Raw genomic sequence first — 17,299 nt, 5'->3', positions numbered from 1 at the left:
TATGGAACGTAAGGCGAAGAGGCGCTTCACCGACAAGATGGAGCTTTTCTGCCTCGCCTATGTCGAGACCGGGAACGCCTCCGAGGCCTACCGGCGGTCCTACGACACTTCCAAAATGGCCGACAAAACAGCCCAGCGGGAGGGTTACAACCTCCTACAAAACCCTCTCGTTCAGGCACGCATCGAAGAATTAAGGATCAAGGTCATGGAACGTCACGAAATCACCGTGGACACGCTCCTGGCTGAGCTGGAAGAGGCCCGCCTGCTCGGTAAGGAAACCGGCAAGGCTTCTGCCATGGTCACTGCCTCGATGGGAAAGGCCAAGCTTCTGGGTCTCGACAAGCAGATAGTCGAGTTGACCGGCAAGGGTGGTGCGCCCATCGAGACGAAATCCACTGTCAAGGTTGACCAGGAAGCCCTTGAATCTGTTCTGTCTCGCCTATGAGTGCACTCCTCGATTGGGAAACCATGAGCATCGAGGAGAAGCAGGCCGCCAAAAGCATCAGTGAACACTCGCCGCTTTCGTTCATGAGGGTGTGGTTCCAGCTGAACCAGGGCATGAAGATGCTCTGCAACTGGCACCACCGGTACATGGACCACACAGCGCTGCGTGTGCTCAGGGGCGAACTGAAGAACGTCGTGTTCAACATGCCACCAGGTGGCACCAAGACCGAATACTGGTCGATCCACCTCCCAGCCTATGCCATGACAGTGCGCGACCGTACGCGCACGCTGAACGTGTCCTACTCGAACTCCCTGGTGGTGGAGAACTCCGGGCGGATTCGGTCGATTGTCTCTAGCCCTGAATACCAGGAGCTTTGGCCTGTTTCGATGGGTAAGGCCGACGTCGAGAACTGGTCGTTGATCGACGGCAAGGGCCGTACCCGGCACCAGCTGTTTAGCCGCTCCACCGGTGGCCAGATCACCGGCTGCCGGGGCGGCTACATTTCCAAGGACTTCACCGGGTTCATCAACCTGGACGACCCGGAGAAGGCCGACAGCGCATTTTCGGCGACCATGCGGGCCAAGGCCCAGCGCATCGTCACCAACACGCTGCGCAGCCGGCGCGCCTCGCCAGATACGCCTGTAATCTGCACGCAGCAGCGCCTGCACACGGACGACGTTTCAGGATTTTTGCTCAAGGGTGGCATGGGCCTGGATTTCGCGCACATCAAGGTTCCGGCCTTGGTGACCCGCGAGTACATCGCCAGCCTGCCCCCGGAGATCCGTGAGCACGCCGAACGCGACGTTTTTAGCGGTCCTTCGGTAGTGCGCGGCGGCGTCGAATACTGGTCCTACTGGCCGGCAAAAGAATCGGTCTACGACCTGATGGCCCTGTGGGACAAAGACGCCTACACCATGGTCAGCCAGTACCAGCAGGAGCCCGTGGCGCTCACAGGCGGCATGATCGACGCTGACTGGTTCAAGACCTACGAGCAGCTTCCATTCCTAGTCTGGCGCGGCGTTTATGTGGACACGGCTCAGAAAACAGACGAGCAGCACGACTTCTCGGTGTTCTCCCACTGCGGCCTGGGAATCGACGGAAACCTCTACGTTATAGAGATCGTCCGCGGCAAGTGGGATGCTGGCGACCTTGAGGCCGAAGCCTTGAGGGTTTGGCAGCGCTGGAAACCATGGGACCAGTTCAGACCCGCCACGCTGCGCTATATGAAGGTTGAGGACAAGTCGAGCGGCACCGGCCTGATCCAGACGATCAGCAAAAAAGGCTCTATCCAGATAGAGCCCCAGTCGCGTGGACCGAACTCCAACAAGGTGGTTCGCTGCATGGATGCTGTGCCCTGGCTCAAATCTGGACGGGTTTTTGTGCCCGCCATATTCGACGATCAAGGCAATCCAATAAAGCATGTTAAGGACCATCGGGGCGAGATCATCGGCCCGACCGAATGGGTAACTCCATTCCTCACCGAGGCCTCTGCCTTCACGGCTGACGACAGCCACGACTTTGACGACCAGGTCGACACCATCTTCGACGCCGTCGCTGACATGCTAATCAACAACACCGGCAGCTTCTTCTCCAGCGGCTGGATCTCGTAATCCCCTTGATTCGCTGACCGCGCCTAGCGCGCTCTCAAAACTCGCCCAAAGGAAATGACATGGCTGATCAAACTCAGCGCCTTGAAATCGCGACTGTGCGCGCGGAAGTCGGCAGCAACATCGTTTACCGTTTCGCCAACGACCCTGCCGGTGAACCCGCCATCCCTACAGAGTCGGGCGATATTCAGAACCTCAAGCAGGTGATTCTGGGCATTCAGTCCGATGCCGCCGAAAAGATCAGCATCTCCACAACCATCTTCCCGAACGTGGCCGCCGGCCTGGCCGGAACCGTCGACCAAGAGATTTTCCTGGTTCAATCGGATGACGCCAACGAGATTTACACCGTCTGGAAGAACAACGCTGGATCTGCGGTGAACACCGGCAAGAGCGCCATGTCCTCCGAGGCAATCCAGCAGGCGCTTGATGCTTCCAATGAGGCCGCGCAAGCGGCGGAAGATGCGGCAGACGTGGCAACCGCGAGAACCGCTCGCTACCTCGCTCCTTCAGGCACTCCTCCGGTAGTGCGCGATAATGGGCTCCCTCTTGAGATCGGTGACGTCTGGTTCAACACCGATGACCAGGCCGAATACATCTATAAATCGAGTGGCTGGGAGGCAAACGACAGTACCGTAGCGCTCGATGCGTACAAGGAATCACTCGAAGAGCAATCGGGAGCCGGCGGAGCTGGACTAGTTGGTTTTGACGATGGAACTGTCGCCGATATTTTGGCCTTCGCCAAACCATTCGCCGACTACTCCGCGATCCGCGCCTATTCGGGAATCGCCACGGCAGGCCGCGTGCTGTCGCGCAACCTGGCGGGTGAGTTTCGCGTTGATCCGTCCAGTTCGGCCGCAGACAACGGCGCCACCATCCTGGTTGATGCCATGGGTCGGCGCTGGATTCGCCAGTTCTTCGGGCCGATCGATGTGCGCTGGGCAGGCGCCATCGGCGGCACAACTACCGACGACAATTACCAAGCCATCCAGAAGTGCTGCGATATTGCGGCAGCGGCTGGCGGAGGCGCGGTCATGCTCTGCGAAATGTACCGCAAGGCCGATACCTCGGTATCTATCAAGCCGGGTAACAACGTTACCATCTTCGGGCTAGGCGAAGGCACTGGCATCTTCCACGACGACCGCCCGGACAACCCAGTGCGCCAGGACGTCATCGACCTCAGCCTGACGATTGGCGTGACCCTGAAGGATTTTCGCATCGTCGGCACGGTGAAGACCTACCCGACCGAAACCAACCAGAAGAACGCCATTGTCGGCACCAACGTGCGCAACGTGCGGATCGAAAACGTCACGCTCGACTCGCTGCGCTTCATGGCGATCAACCTGCACTACGTGCGCGGCGGCGTGGTAACCCACTGCACATTGCGCGATGTGATGCGCGATGGCGTGCGCATGACGCACTCGCAGGACATCAGGATCACAGATAACGACTTCGAGCGCGTTGCCGACGATGCAATTGCCTTGCACATGCTGGATGCGTCGACAGCGCCTGTCGGTTCCGGTGCCGTGGTCACCGGCAACACCTTCGAGTTCTGCCAGGGTGTCAAGATCCTCGGCGCCAAGGTGATCACTGTTGCGGATAACGTCTGGCGTCGCTCCATCCGCCTGCCGCTGGTCATCTCCAACAACTACGACCTTGAAGGCAACACGGCGGTTTTCGCGGTCAACATCCACGACAACCATTTCGTCGACACCTTCAACAACTACCGCACCACCCTTTCCGATTGCGTGATGAGCATCACCTTCCGCAATCGCACCAACGGCGCCTTGTCAACACGCCCAGGCGTCAACTCGTCGGTGTTCCCGTACAACTACCTGAACGACAACGACGCAGCCGGCGCCGTCAATATTGGCGCTTACGGGGTCAACATCCACGACAACAAGATCTACCGCACCATCGATGCAACCGGTCAGCTGCTGTCGACGCTTGGCTATGGCAACGTTCTGGACCGCAAAGGCGGCTCGGCTGATGAAGGCTATTTCGACCCGATCCTGACCAGCACTTTCTTCGACACGCACGGCATCCGCGTGTTTGGCGCCATGCGTGGGCTGAACATCCACGACAACGAGTTCTCCGGCGGAGGCATCAACAAGTCGGCAATCATCATCGACGGTAACGACTCGAACGGCGTGCATGAGGATCAGCTGGTTCACGACAACATCTTCACCGACTGGCCGGGTATCGGTGTGGACCTGCGGCGCACTGCTTTCGCCGCGCGCTATGTGTCGGTCCGCGGTAACAAGTTCAACCTTGATCCGCTGATGCGCCACCCCGACCACAACGCTGACAACACGTGGTCGTCTATCGCCAATGTCGTGGCCATTGCTTGTGGTGCTACTGGGCTGCATGGCTTCGCCGAAGCGAATGAGTTCGAGCATTGCGCAGCGGTCGTCGACCAGCCAACTCGGCTGTCGTGGGGACGTTCCAACCTGGTAAAATGGCAGCCACCAGGGAGCGGCACAGGGCTTGACGATAACGCCGCAAACAAGGGGGTGCGCTATATTCCGTCTGCCGTTCGCTTTGTGCACGTCATCTACAACGGTGATCCATCCTCGCTTGCGTTCAAGAACATCACCACCACGCCGCGCATGTCGGCAGGCGCGATGCCAAACTCCGGCACCTACGTCTACGGCCATGTCACGGAAAACACCACGCCATCCCTCCTTGGGACTGCTGGTGCTCGTTATACGATCATGGGCTGGGTGCGTCTGAACACCGGAGCGAATCACGTGCTGAACACCGACTGGGCAGAGCTTCGTGCGCCTACAGGCGCTTGATGCGCGGACTTAAGGCGGTCCCGTTTGAAATTTGAAGATGAGGATGATAGGTTCTATTCAAATTTTTCAAGGGACTGCAACCTAAATGGCCGAGAATACAGAGGCTTACAAGGCACGGCACAAAGCAATCTCGTATTTTGTGGACAGGAAAGGCTATGCAGAGAAATATAGCCTCGAAGAGGGTATAGACCCAGTAGACCACTACCTTGAGCATGGATCGACAGGCAAGTTCGATCCGAGCGAATTCTTTTCGTCGTCCTACTACCTTGAGCGTTATCCTGATGTGGCCAGAGCAGGCATTAACCCCCTGCTACATTACGTCAGGTTCGGTACAGAGGAGGAGCGCTCGGTAATTTCGCCGTCTTCACTCCAGGGCAAATGCCTAAATTTCGACGCTTCTGCGCCGGAGCTCAACTCCCACAAATGGGAGCCACCGTGCGTTATTTATGATGATCAGCTCAGCCAAGACAAGGCTGAAATGCTTGACATCATGGTTAGTCTTAACGATAGCCCTGCCTCGGCAGTCATCGTTAATCGCAAGTCTGATGATTGGCTTATAGTTTTTTCAGGTCGAACAGAAAACTTCTTCCTTGTCAGGAAGATGCTCAGCTTCTGGGGGAATATTCTATTTATCAGGGACAAGGTAGAGAAGTACTACTGCGCAAATAGCAGGCTGCCAGCTGTTGATCGTCTGGGTGCGTATATTGAGTTTCTGACCGGCCCCAGGTCTGGGAAGACCATTCTTATTGGGCAATCATACGGCGGCTATACTTCTCTTTATCAGTCGATCCACATTGGCGGCGCTCTTACGTTCGCATTCTCCCCTCAAGTTTTTCATCCAAAAAAATACCCACACGGCATGTACTTCGAGAAGGGCATTCGTAAAGTAATGCCTGAGGATATCGCTCCTGACCTTCTGGATTGCCTCAAAAAGGCGGACGATGCTCCACGCTATGTAATTGCAGGTATGTCAGAGTCGTCCCATGATTCGACGTACTATTGGGGAGACGCGATTGGTGCGGGACTGGCGGCCGGGACCGGCAAGGCGGTCGGAATTATCGTTAATAGAAACGAGCATTCAACAATTAAATATCTTGACGCGGCAAAGTTCTTTGGCGTTGTGAAAGATAATTTTGAAGTTCTTATGAGCTCTATGCATGAAGGAGCTAACATTTTGGCTGACAGTCAAGTGTATTATCAGGTCGGTACAGACCCTAAAGACGATCAGATGTAAAGGCGCCGCGTAGTGCGGCGCTCTCTTCAAGCAATCAAGGGCATTGCAGAGCAATCGACCTCATGCTCATGAATGAAGTCCTCGGTACCTGGTCGGTGGGCTCCCCATACGGCCCGGTACGCCTCACCAAGAGAAGCCGCTTCAGATTCGGCAGATGCTTTATCTTCATGCACCGACGGAAGATGCCAGCTGGTTCGAGTACTGGACAGCACACCCCATCCGGACACCCAGTCACCACCGGCAGCGTGCGGTGCCAAATTCCCATGAATTTTTGCTGCTTTCATCACTGATCCTTAGCAGGGAAAGCTTCAAGGATAATCGAACCAATTCCTAAAGTAATCCTGTCAGCCCGCCACGCGCGGGCTTTTTTTTCGCCTGGAGAAAACCCATGACCACACCCCGCGGCGTTCGTAATCGGAACCCCGGCAACATCGACTTCAACTCCCGCAACGACTGGCAAGGCCAGATCGGCAAGGAACCTGGCGGGCGGTTCGCCATCTTCGACACACCTGAGAATGGCATCCGCGCCTTGGGCAAGTTGCTGATCAACTACCGGGGCAAGGACGGCATGCCCGGCGTGGGCGGGAAGGGCATCGACACCGTGCTCGAAACCATCAACCGCTGGGCACCTAGCAACGAGAACGACACCAAGGCTTATGCCGCGGCTGTGGCCAAGCGAATTGGCGTGCGCACCACAGACCCGATCAACATCAAAGACCCGGCCACACTGCGCGGGATGGTGGTCAGCATCATCATCCACGAGAACGGCGGCAACCCCTACACGCCGGCTGTCATCGATGAAGGCGTGCGGCGGGCTCTGGCATGACCTGGCTGGGCGCGGTACCAGCCTGGTGCTGGTGGCTGATCGCGCTGGTTGTCGTTGCCGGAGGCCAGCAGTATCGAGTGGTGCTAGCCCAGGGCGAGACAGCCGAGGCTCGTACCGAACTGGCCGACTATCGCCTGGTGATCGCTGAGAACAGCCGGCGAGCTGCAGCACAAGCACGCGCTGAGGAGCAGCGCCGGCAGAAGGTAGCAGACGAGGAGAGTGAGCATGCACGCAAGAAACTGGAAGAGGTCACCAGCCGCGCTACTGCTGCTGAGTCTGCTGCTGGCGGGCTGCGCGGGGAGATCGCCCGACTGCGCGCCGGCCACAGAGCCACCTGCGATACCATCGCTACCCAGCAGCGCCAGGCAGGAACCGCTGCCGTCGTGGTGCTCGGGGGATTGCTTGAAGAGTCTGACCGAATGGCGGGCAGCTGCGCAGCAGCGCTTGAGCGAAGTCGAATAGCTGGGCTTGCGTGCGAGGCGACCTATAATGGCCTCTCTATAAAGGAGAGGAATCGGAGTGAACAATCGTTACGGTAACTTCAAGCCTGGGGAGTTATTGCCTGGCATCACCATGCCGCCAGAGATCCACGGCCTACTGCGGCAGCGGGTCACTGAGATCGAGGTTAGTGACACGGCAACGAATTGCCTGATCGCCCAGGCGCGTGCAGAGAGCTTGGTCGAGGCGCTTGAGGTGCTAAAGGCGATCCCGGCTGAAGCCATTGAGAGGTTGTACCTAGTGATCTTGCAGTCTGCAGAGACCCGGCTGTCCGAGCTTGGCGGTTAGGTAAACGGAGTATTTGGAATTGGTCGGCAGAACGCCGGCGGAGGGATACAAAAAAAGGGCCATTCGGCCCTTTTCTGTTAGCGCTTTCTTGCGAAGAAAGCGTCGAGCGCTCTGTCGGCCGACTCGTTCTGTTCGGCGGTCGCTTTGTGCAGCATGTACATGAACGGCGCGCTAGGAGCCATCTCGCCTTGGGCGATTCTTTCTACCACGTCTCGGATGGCCGGATCGTTAGCCGCAGCTTCCGATGCAGGGACCGGTTCGCCCAATTTCGTTTCAACATTCGGCTTGGTCATGACATACCCTTTCAGTGGTAGAGCTCGATTGATGCCGTCAACACGTATGACATCCATGAGATTGTGTGTACAATCGTTCGTTTCAAAAAACTTTGTAGGACCGCCGGAAAACGGATCCATTGCCACCGCGTGCTCAACAGCCTTGTAAGCACAGCGGTGGATGCTCCAAGCGGGGAGGGCGTGTACCATCCCTGTCCCCGAAAAAATCGAAACAGCTCTCGCCTGGTTCTCCGGGTCGGCAATGTTAAAGCAGTTATGCGCCAAAACAATTTCGTGCCTTCCTACGTCATAAACCACTAACGATATCCCGTCAAGCGTCGGTCGGTGGGTTGACGACCCAGGTTCGGTGGACATGAAATCCTTCCACTCTTGGATTACAGCAGAGTTACCGGCGAATTGGTAAATAGCTTCACCGGTGTACAGCATTTTTTCGAAGCCCACGTCGTCCACGTAGAGAATCGCTTCAGGGGTCTGCCAAGACCAGCGACAGTCAGTGGCGAGTACACGGCGTCCCATGTCGCAAACGGTAGTGGTCATCGAGCTGTTCCTATCCAGCGGCTATCCATGATTCCCCGTCAGTCGTCCGCTCGGGGCGCGGCAATTTACCATCAGTGGTGGGAATTCGCTACACAGAAAGTGGAAAATTCGTGTCTAAAACTCGGCATAGAAAGGCTGGGTTTACTGGGCGAAAGCCTTCCAAACTCGCCAATGCATATTAGACAGCTTCGATGCATAGGCCGCGAACGGCGGGGCCTGCGCTGTGATTCCTACGCTACTGCTGCATCATCGGGGTGTGTGCGGAAAGATCAGACATTCAGGGCCTTACAGCGGGTATCTGGTTGGCGATTGTGAAACCGGCAATGGTACAGGCTTTTCGGCCGAGATGCAGGCGGCGGGCGAGCGCCTTTGCACCCGGCCGCATCGATTGCATTTCCGGCGGCAGCGCTGCATTATGCACGCTATGCAAAAACGCAATGTAGCTACCGTACTCAGAGAACTGCTCGCCCGCCACGGCCTGTCCCCTACAGAGCTGCATCGGCGCACGGGCGTGCCTCAGTCCACCTTGTCGCGGATCCTCAGCGAGAAGATCGTCGATCCATCGGACAAGCACGTGTCGAAAATTGCCGACTATTTCGGCGTCAGCACTGAACAGCTGCGCGGCCGCGCGGAACTTGGCGCCTCACGCGAAGCCGCCGTGCCCGCACACGGCCATGCGGACCTCAGTGACATCAGCCTGTGGGATGATGAAACGCCCGTCGAGGACGACGAGGTGTCAGTACCCTTTCTCCGTGAGGTCGAGTTGGCAGCAGGATCAGGAAGATTCGTCATCGAGGAAAGCGAGCGCGCTCGCCTGCGCTTCGGCAAGCGCAGCCTGCGCCATAACGGCGTGCAATTCGACCAGGCCAAGTGCGTGACCGTGCGCGGCAACAGCATGCTACCGGTGCTGCGAGATGGGGCGACTGTCGGTGTCAATACCGGCAAGTGCTCGATCGGTGACATCATCGATGGCGATCTCTACGCCATCAACCACAACGGCCAATTGCGTGTGAAGCAGGTTTATCGGTTGCCCACGGGTATCCGCCTGCGCAGCTTCAATCGCGACGAACACCCTGATGAAGACTACAGCTTCCTGCAGTTGCAGGAGGAGCAGATCAGCTTGCTCGGGCATGTGTTCTGGTGGGGCATGTACGCCCGCTGACCAGGCGTTTTTTCAGACAAACCCGCTTTGGCGGGTTTTTTTTCGCCTGGTGAAACGTCCTACAGGCCTGGTTTTAAAAGGCCTTCATGCATTTCAGCAAATGCGTTCACGAAAATTAATGAATAAATGCATTGACGAAATATGCATTGATGCATAGCCTGTGTCTCAAGCCGGACGTAAACCGGTTGTTACACAGGCAGCGATGAACAGGCCTCAACTGTTCAGAGGGTTGGCAACTGGCCCGGGTGTGCAGCGTAAAGCACCAAGAACAGTTATCCGGCGGGCAGGCAGCCGTGGTCGGAGTCACCAATTTGAAGCGTAACCGTTCGGCGTCACCAGTCGTGGCCGTCGGTTAGACAACGCATTACTGAAAAGCCTGGGCACCGGGCTTTTTGGAATGCCGGTTTCCCAGGCGCAGAGTACCCACCACCAACCTGCCGGCCACAGCCGGTGGGCATTACACAGGAGACAGGACAGTGACGAACGAGCAGCAAGCGTTACTGGAGATGCCGCTCTGGCTGGTTATCGTCCTGGCATTGCTGGGCGGCCTCAGCGGCGAAATGTGGCGGGCCGACAAGGCGGGAGCCACCGGCTGGTCATTGCTACGACGGCTGGTATTGCGCTCCGGGGCCTGCATGGTATGCGGGGTTTCGACAGTGATGTTGCTGTACGCCAGCGGCTTTTCTATCTGGACGGCCAGTGCATTTGGTTGCCTGACCGCAGTGGGCGGGGCCGACGTCGCCATGCGCCTTTACGAGCGCTGGGCCATCAGGCGGCTGGGCTTACGTGACACCGCGTCGAGCGATGAGTGACAAGGAGATATGCATGAGCGAATTAGCCACATTACATGCAGCGGTGACCGCAACCATTCGTGAACTCATACCAGAGCTGGCATACGTCGATGCTTATACAGTCGTAGGAAATACTCCCGAGCAGCCGGCATTGCGACACGGCATCGTGCGGATGACGGCAGATGCAGCCCCGCGTGATGGCCGCTCAGTGCTGATTGCTACCTTCGAGGCGGATATCACCGCCGATAGCACCAACCCCGAGTCTCGCCTGCAAGGGAGCATGCTGGCCGCGCAACTGATGGATCTGCTGCGCCAGCAGCACTGGGCCCTGGATTTCGTCGAGGCCAGTCGTAATGCCCACGCGCAATTCGAGGGCAGTGCATGGACGGTGCGCTGGGATCAGCCGGTGCTCCTCGGTGATCCGCGTTGGCATTGGCCCGACCAGCCGCCCGGGAGCCTGATGCTGGGCCTTGCACCCGAGGTGGGGCAGGGCAACCAAGACCGCTACATCGCTCCCGAGGATCTGGCATGAGTTACGTGAGTGCAATGCATGATCGCATGCTGGCGTGCATGATCATTCCCTGTCGGGTGGTCGCCGTAGATCTTGCAGCCGCCCGGTTGCGGGTCTCCGATGGCAGCGGGTGGACCAGCGCCTGGCTGCGCTGGCATGCACAGGCCGCAGGCAAGGCCCGTCATTGGCGGGCTCCCACCCTCGGTGAGCAGGGGGTGTTGCTCAGCCCTAGTGGCGAGCCGGCCCAAGGCACCTTCATCCCCGGCCTCTACGGCAACGCAGGCCTCCCACCAGCTCAGCTCGACCATACGGAAGTCTGGCAGTTCGAGGATGGCGGCTCGCTGACTTATGACTGGCAGGCCAGGCGTTACGACATCCAACTACCCAGCGGCACCGTCAGTATCAAGGTTGGCCCCAGCTCCGTGGAGGTTCGCGATGATGCCATCACGCTCAAGGCTGCTGCGATCCGCCTTATCGGCAACGTCGTCATCGACGGTCCGCTGAGCGCTAGTGGGGACATCAATAGCGGTGGGCGGGTCATTGATACCGCCGGCAACACCGCCAATCACAAGCACTGAACCAAGCCCGCCGCAGCGGGCTTTTTCATCCCTGGAGAATGCCATGCATACCCATTTACCGGACGCACGCCCAGCAGGAGGTGCGCCATGATCGGCATGGACCGCCGCACCGGCCTGCCACTGGCCGGCGTTGCCCACCTGCGCCAGTCCATCGAAGACATCCTTGCCACACCGCTGGGCAGCCGTCGCATGCGTCCTGAGTACGGCAGCCAGTTGCGCCGTTTTGTCGACCTGCCTGTCAACGATGGTTGGAAAAGCGCGGTGCAAGCGGAAGTCGCCCGTGCATTGGGCCGTTGGGAGCCGCGCTTGCAGCTTGAGCGGGTAAAAGTTGTGGCGGTGCTTGAGGGGCAGGTCAGCCTGGTCCTGAGTGGACGTTATCTGGGGGACGAAGCAGTACTGGAGGTACGCTTATGAGCCTGGTAGACCTGTCGAAACTGCCTGCGCCTCAACTGCTTGAGGACCTCGATTACGAAAGCCTTTACCAGGCTGATCTGCAAACCTTCCGCGAATACCTCGGCGAGGGCTGGACTGCCAGCCTGGAGAGTGACCCGGTAACCAAGCTGCTGGAGGTTGGCGCCTACCGGAAACTGCTCAATCGGGCCCGTGTCAATGATGCGGCCAAAGCGCTGCTTCTGGCCTATGCCCAAGGCACTGACCTGGACCAGTTGGCAGCGAATGTCGGCCTGCAGCGTCTGGTTATTCAGGCCGAGGACCTGACTAGTGTGCCACCCGCTGCTGCGCTGCTCGAATCGGACGATGCCCTGCGCGAAAGGGTACAGCTGGTCTATGAAGGCCTGACCACCGCCGGCCCTCGCAACAGTTACATCTTGCATGCCCGCAACTCTTCGGGGCAGGTAGCTGACGCCACCGCCGAAAGCCCGTCGCCGGCCGTGGTGGATGTGACCGTACTGAGCCTGGAGGGTAACGGTACAGCCAGCGCCGAACTGCTCGCGCAAGTGGCGGCCTATCTCAATGACGACGATATCCGTCCGGTGGCCGATCGCCTCAATGTGCGCAGCGCCATGGTGCTGCCGTACCGCATTGATGCCGTGCTCTACATGGCCGATAGCGGCCCTGAGTATGAAGCGATCCTTGCCCAGTGCCAGCGCAGGCTCCAAGCCTGGGTGAACCCACGACGGCGCCTGGGGTTGGACGTATCCCGGTCCGGCATCGACGCGCAATTGCATATCGACGGCGTGAGCCGGGTCGAGCTGACCGATTGGACCGACATCCGCCCTACCAAGGCGCAAGCCGCTTGGTGCACTGGCTTTACGCTCAAGCGGGGTGGTTGACATGCAGAGCCTGTTGCCGTTGAACCGCACGCCACTGGAGCGGGCCATCGAAACCGCTGGCGACGAAGACCTCAAGGCCAGCCTGCGCCTGCTCTATAACCCCGACACCTGCCCATCCCACTTGCTCTACCAGTTGGCCTGGGCCTGGTCTGTGGACCGCTGGGAAGACAGCTGGAGCGAGGTGATCAAACGCTCGGTAATCCGCTCGGCGTTCTTCGTCCATGCCCATAAAGGCACCTTGGGTGCGCTCAGGCGGGTGGTTGAGCCGTTTGGCTATCTGATCGAGGTGAAGGAGTGGTGGCAGGTTACACCGCCGGCGCCGGCAGGCACTTTCGCTTTGAAGATCGGCGTTACCGATGCCGGCATCAGCGAAAGCACCTACCAGGAGTTGTCGGCGCTGATCGACGACGCCCGGCCGGTCAGCCGCCACCTCACCGGCCTGGTCATCAGTCTTGAAAGCCGTGGTGCGCTTCATGTCGGCTGCGCCATCCAGGATGGCGACGAACTGGACATCTATCCGCCGGCGCCTCGTGACATTGAGGTTGTGGCCACCATCGGCCGCGGCGGCCGCGAACATACAATCGATACCTTGGACATTGCACATGGTTGACCAGACTTCTCAGTTCTACGCCATCCTTACTAACGTGGGCGCGGCGAAACAAGCAAACGCGGATGCTTTGGGCATCGCGTGGAAAATCACTCAAATGGGCGTAGGTGACGCCAACGGCACAGACCCGACTCCCAACGCCACTCAGACCAGCCTCATCAACGAATGGCGCCGTGCGCCGTTGAATCAGCTTAAGGTGGATGACAATAACAACGCGATCATCATTGCCGAGCAGGTCATCCCAGCTGACGTCGGCGGTAAGTGGATTCGTGAGATCGCGCTTTATGATGCCGATGGCGACATGGTTGCTGTGGCCAACTGCGCGCCGACCTATAAACCGTTGCTAAGCCAAGGTTCAGGACGTACCCAGGTGGTGCGAATGAACCTGGTGGTCAGCAGTGCTAGTAATGTGCAGCTGAAAATTGACCCGGCCGTGGTGCTGGCTACCCGAGAGTGGGTGACCGAGGAGTTGGCTAGGCAGGATTTCAAGCATTCGGTGCTGGCGGCAACTACCGCCAATATCCCGCTGAACGGGTTGCAGACGGTCGACGGGGTGGCGCTAACCGCCGGCGCACGGGTTTTGGTGAAGAACCAGACGGTTGGTAAGGATAATGGTCTGTACCTTGTGGTGGCGGGCGGGCCCTGGGCACGCTGCAGCGACGCGGATACCAGCGCCAAGGTGACACCGGGTATGCTGGTGCTGGTCGAGCGCGGTGCGTTGAACGGCAACAGCGCTTGGCAGCTGCTGACCGACGCACCGATTAGCTTGGGCGTCACCGCCTTGGCCTATGAAATGGCATTTGGCCGTAGTGGTGTAGCCGCTGGCACCTATCGCAGTGTGTCGGTAGATGCCTACGGCCGGGTAACCGCAGCGACCAGCCCGAGCACGGTGGTGGGTTATGGCCTTACAGACGTGTACACCAAGACCCAGGTTGACACAGCTGTGGCGCTTAAGGCGCCGCTGGCTAGTCCGACGTTCACTGGCGTGCCAGCAGCACCTACTGCCGCGACCGGAACCGATACTACGCAATTGGCTAACACCTCTTTCGTGCAGGCAGCCATTACAGCGGCCGGGCCGGTGTTCAATAATTCTGATGATGTCACCGACTGGAATGCGGTTATCGCCTCGGGATGGAATCCCAAAATACTGGGCCGTAACAACGCCAACTCCCCAGGCCAGGAGGTGTCTTACTGGTACTGCCTAGTACTGTCCTACGGCGGGGGCAGCATCACCCAGGTCGCATTTCCCTACGGAGCTGGAACCCTCAACGGCGGGATCAAAACTCGTAGCCGCTACCAAGGCACATGGAATGACTGGGTTACTCCGTATACCAATACGAACGTTGCATCGGTCATCAAGAGCCTAATGGCTGCTACCACTTCAGCAGCAGCACTTGCCGCTATTGGCGCCGCGCCGGTGGTCAGCCCGGTGTTCACGGGCGTGGCAGCTGCACCGACTTCAGATCAATTCGATCGCACGACCAAAATCGCAACCACTGAGTTCGTGCAGCGAGCTATAGGCGGTTACCAAAACGGCTACGCCTATACAACGGCTGGCCAAACAATTACTGCTTCGCGTGTGAATTGTCTAATCAACTTGAATACGGCGGCGACCAACATCACGCTCCCACTACTTTCCAGTGTGCCTATTGGTTCGAAGGTTTACATCCGTGCAAGTAATACCGCCACTATCAACGCCCAAGCCACAGACGTAATTTATGTCAATACCGCAAAGACCACTGAGTCGTGGGTGGAAGTTGGTCGCAACAGCAATATCACCCTGATTTCTGCAGGTGCCATATGGTTCATAGCTGGCAACGCCTCGCTGACTCATGACACGAGCTTATTCGGCGTACTTAAAGGCAGCAATGGCTATCAAAAGCTGCCTAGCGGGCTGATTTTGCAGTGGTGTAACGGCCAGATCGCTGCCGCTCAGGGCTCGGCCCGCATCACCCTCCCCGAAACGTACACGACAAGCCTTGTCGCCTATTCCTTGGGTACCGCTAATGCAGGCCACTGGGTTACCGGGCAGAACGCAAGTACTAGCGGTATAGACGTCATCGCCCGGACAGTGAGTGGGGGAAGCATCATTGTCCCCTCCGGCATCGTTGGATACACCTCCATTTTCATCGGGTACTGATCTATGACTGTTCAATTCTTCGCCTCTAAAAGTACCCGAGGGTTTTACAGCTCTGATTCAGCCAGCAGCATCCCAGTCGATGCCGTGGAAATCACAGAAGCCTACCGAAATCAATTGCTCGAAGGTGAGCGAGCAGGGAGGGTGATTGTCTGGGGGGACAGCGAGCCTTTCCTGGAGGACCCACCGCTTCCAACCGGGGAGGAACTGGCGGTGATTGAGCGCCGCTGGCGCGATATGCAATTGCTGGCTACCGACGGGATTGTGGCGCGTCACCGTGATGAACGTGATATCGGCGGCCCCACTACCCTGAACACTGCCCAGTTTTCGGAACTTCTGGAGTACCGGCAAGACCTGCGCAACTGGCCTCAGGCTGATGCGTTTCCTCTCTCCATGCGAGGCCGCCCGCCGGCGCCTGAGTGGATTGCTCAGTTGACCAATGACGCCCCCGCCTGAAGGGGCGTTTTCTTTTCCGCTGTACCACATGGCCCTGCACCGCGGGGCCTTTTCACATCTGGAGTAAACATGGCTGGATTCTTTCATGGCGTTACCGTAACAAACATCGACACAGGCGCGCGCACTATCGCCTTGCCGTCCTCCTCGATCATCGGCCTTGTCGATACCTTCACCGAGAGTGCTGATGCCACGGCGAAGGCCAACGACCTCGTACTGATCACCAGCGAACGCGAAGCTGTCGCCGCCTTCGGTGAAAACGCGGCCATTACCCAGGCCTGCCGCGCCGTATATTCCCGAGCGAAGGCGGTCATCGTCGCCTGTGGTGTACTCAAGCTCGAAGATCCCGCTGAGCAGACTTCGGCGATCATCGGGACCGTGCAGGCTGACGGGAAACGTACCGGCCTGCAGGCGCTGCTCGACGGCAAGAGCCGTTTCAACGCTCAGCCACGGTTGCTGGTGGCGCCACGCCACAGTGCGACCCTGGCCGTGGGGACCGCACTGGTAGCCCTGGCCGACAAGCTGCGCGCTATCGCCATCATCGACGGCCCTAATACCACCGATGAGGCGGCCATCGACTACGCCAAGAACTTCGGCGCCAAGCGTGCCTTTTTGGTCGACCCAGGGGTGCAGTACTGGGACAACGTTGAGCAAGCCACTGTCAATGGGCCCGGGTCGGCCTGGGGCGCCGGCTTGTTTGCCTGGACCGACAGTGAATACGGCTTTTGGGCGTCCCCATCGAACAAGGAATTCGTCGGTATCAGCGGTACAACGCGCCCGGTGGAGTTCCTCGACGGCGATGACAGCTGCCGAGCCAACCTGCTGAACAACGCCAACATCGCCACCATCATCCGCGACGACGGCTTCCGCCTGTGGGGCAATCGCACCCTGTCGAGCGACCCGAAATGGGCCTTCGTCACCCGTGTGCGGACCATGGATATCGTCATGGACGCAATCCTTTACGGGCATAAGTGGGCGGTCGACCGCTCCATTACTGCGACCTACGTCAAGGACGTCACCGAAGGTCTGCAGGCTTTCATGCGCGATCTGAAGAACCAAGGCGCGATCATCAACTTCGAGGTCTTCGCTGACCCGGAGCTGAACACCTCCAGCCAGCTGGAGCAGGGCAAGGTGTACTGGAACATCCGCTTCACCGACGTGCCGCCTGCTGAAAACCCCAATTTCCGCGTTGAAGTCACTAACCAGTGGCTGACCGAAGTCCTCGATTCCGCCGCTTAAGGAGCG

The 17,299-nt window shown here is 58.5% G+C and carries 18 protein-coding genes and 1 pseudogene; 17 read left to right on the top strand and 2 right to left on the bottom strand.

Annotated elements, in window-relative coordinates:
- Position 1 precedes the first annotated feature (1 nt).
- The 4 genes from ACIPZH_RS20205 (at position 2) to ACIPZH_RS20190 (ending at position 6,081) form a co-directional block, all read left to right on the top strand.
- Positions 2-445 (top strand): terminase small subunit, encoded by a 444-nt coding sequence (locus tag ACIPZH_RS20205; protein ID WP_400637533.1) that lies wholly within the window; start codon positions 2-4, stop codon positions 443-445.
- 23 nt (positions 446-468) lie between these two features.
- On the top strand, positions 469-2,055 hold the full coding sequence (gene terL / locus ACIPZH_RS20200) for a phage terminase large subunit (RefSeq protein ID WP_400637532.1): 1,587 nt from the start codon (positions 469-471) through the stop codon (positions 2,053-2,055).
- Positions 2,056-2,114: 59 nt separating this feature from the next.
- Entirely contained in the window at positions 2,115-4,847 is a 2,733-nt protein-coding gene (locus ACIPZH_RS20195) for a right-handed parallel beta-helix repeat-containing protein (protein ID WP_400637531.1), read from the top strand.
- An 85-nt stretch (positions 4,848-4,932) separates the two neighbouring features.
- Entirely contained in the window at positions 4,933-6,081 is a 1,149-nt protein-coding gene (locus ACIPZH_RS20190; protein WP_400637530.1) for a hypothetical protein, read from the top strand.
- Between the two features lie 26 nt (positions 6,082-6,107).
- Here ACIPZH_RS20190 and ACIPZH_RS20185 read toward each other — a convergent pair whose 3' ends face one another.
- Positions 6,108-6,365: a hypothetical protein gene (locus tag ACIPZH_RS20185; RefSeq protein ID WP_400637529.1), complete on the bottom strand. Its 258-nt coding sequence runs from the start codon at positions 6,363-6,365 to the stop codon at positions 6,108-6,110.
- A gap of 104 nt (positions 6,366-6,469) precedes the next feature.
- Between ACIPZH_RS20185 and ACIPZH_RS20180 the strand changes: the two genes are divergently transcribed.
- From ACIPZH_RS20180 to ACIPZH_RS20170, 3 genes are read left to right on the top strand one after another with little or no spacing between them, the layout of a single operon-like run.
- Entirely contained in the window at positions 6,470-6,907 is a 438-nt protein-coding gene (locus tag ACIPZH_RS20180; protein ID WP_400637528.1) for a structural protein P5, read from the top strand.
- Positions 6,904-7,446, top strand: a complete 543-nt coding sequence (locus ACIPZH_RS20175; RefSeq protein WP_400637527.1) for a DUF2514 family protein — start codon at positions 6,904-6,906, stop codon at positions 7,444-7,446. Before ACIPZH_RS20180 ends, ACIPZH_RS20175 begins: the two co-directional genes overlap by 4 nt.
- Entirely contained in the window at positions 7,427-7,693 is a 267-nt protein-coding gene (locus ACIPZH_RS20170) for a hypothetical protein (RefSeq protein WP_400637525.1), read from the top strand. The genes ACIPZH_RS20175 and ACIPZH_RS20170 overlap by 20 nt, the downstream gene beginning before the upstream one ends.
- 77 nt (positions 7,694-7,770) lie before the next feature.
- On the opposite strand, the gene ACIPZH_RS20165 is transcribed toward ACIPZH_RS20170, so the two are convergent.
- Entirely contained in the window at positions 7,771-8,523 is a 753-nt protein-coding gene (locus ACIPZH_RS20165) for a hypothetical protein (RefSeq protein WP_400637524.1), read from the bottom strand.
- Positions 8,524-8,938: 415 nt separating this feature from the next.
- Between ACIPZH_RS20165 and ACIPZH_RS20160 the strand changes: the two genes are divergently transcribed.
- The 10 genes and pseudogenes from ACIPZH_RS20160 to ACIPZH_RS20115 all read left to right on the top strand — a co-directional run bounded on the left by ACIPZH_RS20160 (position 8,939) and on the right by ACIPZH_RS20115 (position 17,293).
- Positions 8,939-9,685, top strand: coding sequence for an XRE family transcriptional regulator (locus tag ACIPZH_RS20160; RefSeq protein WP_267818188.1), 747 nt, complete (start codon positions 8,939-8,941; stop codon positions 9,683-9,685).
- A 476-nt stretch (positions 9,686-10,161) separates the two neighbouring features.
- The gene (locus ACIPZH_RS20155) at positions 10,162-10,497 is read left to right on the top strand and encodes a phage holin family protein (protein ID WP_237860057.1); all 336 of its coding nucleotides are present in this window, start codon (positions 10,162-10,164) and stop codon (positions 10,495-10,497) included.
- 13 nt (positions 10,498-10,510) lie between these two features.
- The gene (locus tag ACIPZH_RS20150) at positions 10,511-11,008 is read left to right on the top strand and encodes a hypothetical protein (RefSeq protein ID WP_241805934.1); all 498 of its coding nucleotides are present in this window, start codon (positions 10,511-10,513) and stop codon (positions 11,006-11,008) included.
- Complete coding sequence (locus tag ACIPZH_RS20145) at positions 11,005-11,565, top strand: phage baseplate assembly protein V (RefSeq protein WP_400637523.1); 561 nt, start codon at positions 11,005-11,007, stop codon at positions 11,563-11,565. Before ACIPZH_RS20150 ends, ACIPZH_RS20145 begins: the two co-directional genes overlap by 4 nt.
- A gap of 87 nt (positions 11,566-11,652) precedes the next feature.
- Positions 11,653-11,979: a GPW/gp25 family protein gene (locus ACIPZH_RS20140; RefSeq protein WP_237860048.1), complete on the top strand. Its 327-nt coding sequence runs from the start codon at positions 11,653-11,655 to the stop codon at positions 11,977-11,979.
- Positions 11,976-12,857, top strand: a complete 882-nt coding sequence (locus ACIPZH_RS20135; protein ID WP_241805936.1) for a baseplate J/gp47 family protein — start codon at positions 11,976-11,978, stop codon at positions 12,855-12,857. The genes ACIPZH_RS20140 and ACIPZH_RS20135 overlap by 4 nt, the downstream gene beginning before the upstream one ends.
- Before the next feature lies 1 nt (position 12,858).
- Positions 12,859-13,467: a phage tail protein I gene (locus tag ACIPZH_RS20130; protein ID WP_400637522.1), complete on the top strand. Its 609-nt coding sequence runs from the start codon at positions 12,859-12,861 to the stop codon at positions 13,465-13,467.
- Positions 13,460-14,293: pseudogene (locus tag ACIPZH_RS20125) on the top strand (phage tail protein); the annotation flags it as partial. The gene ACIPZH_RS20130 and the pseudogene ACIPZH_RS20125, both read left to right, overlap by 8 nt.
- A gap of 1,314 nt (positions 14,294-15,607) precedes the next feature.
- Positions 15,608-16,057, top strand: coding sequence for a phage tail protein (locus tag ACIPZH_RS20120; protein ID WP_400637521.1), 450 nt, complete (start codon positions 15,608-15,610; stop codon positions 16,055-16,057).
- A 69-nt stretch (positions 16,058-16,126) separates the two neighbouring features.
- Positions 16,127-17,293 carry a phage tail sheath subtilisin-like domain-containing protein gene (locus tag ACIPZH_RS20115; protein WP_400637520.1) on the top strand — a complete coding sequence of 389 codons (1,167 nt, stop codon included), beginning with the start codon at positions 16,127-16,129 and terminating at the stop codon, positions 17,291-17,293.
- Positions 17,294-17,299: the final 6 nt, after the last annotated feature.

It is taken from the genome of Pseudomonas sp. NPDC089758, assembly GCF_044748705.1.
In the GTDB taxonomy this organism is placed as follows: Bacteria; Pseudomonadota; Gammaproteobacteria; order Pseudomonadales; family Pseudomonadaceae; genus Aquipseudomonas; species Aquipseudomonas putida_X.
Note: the sequence above shows the minus strand (reverse complement) of the source record. Positions and strands in the feature narration are given on the sequence as shown.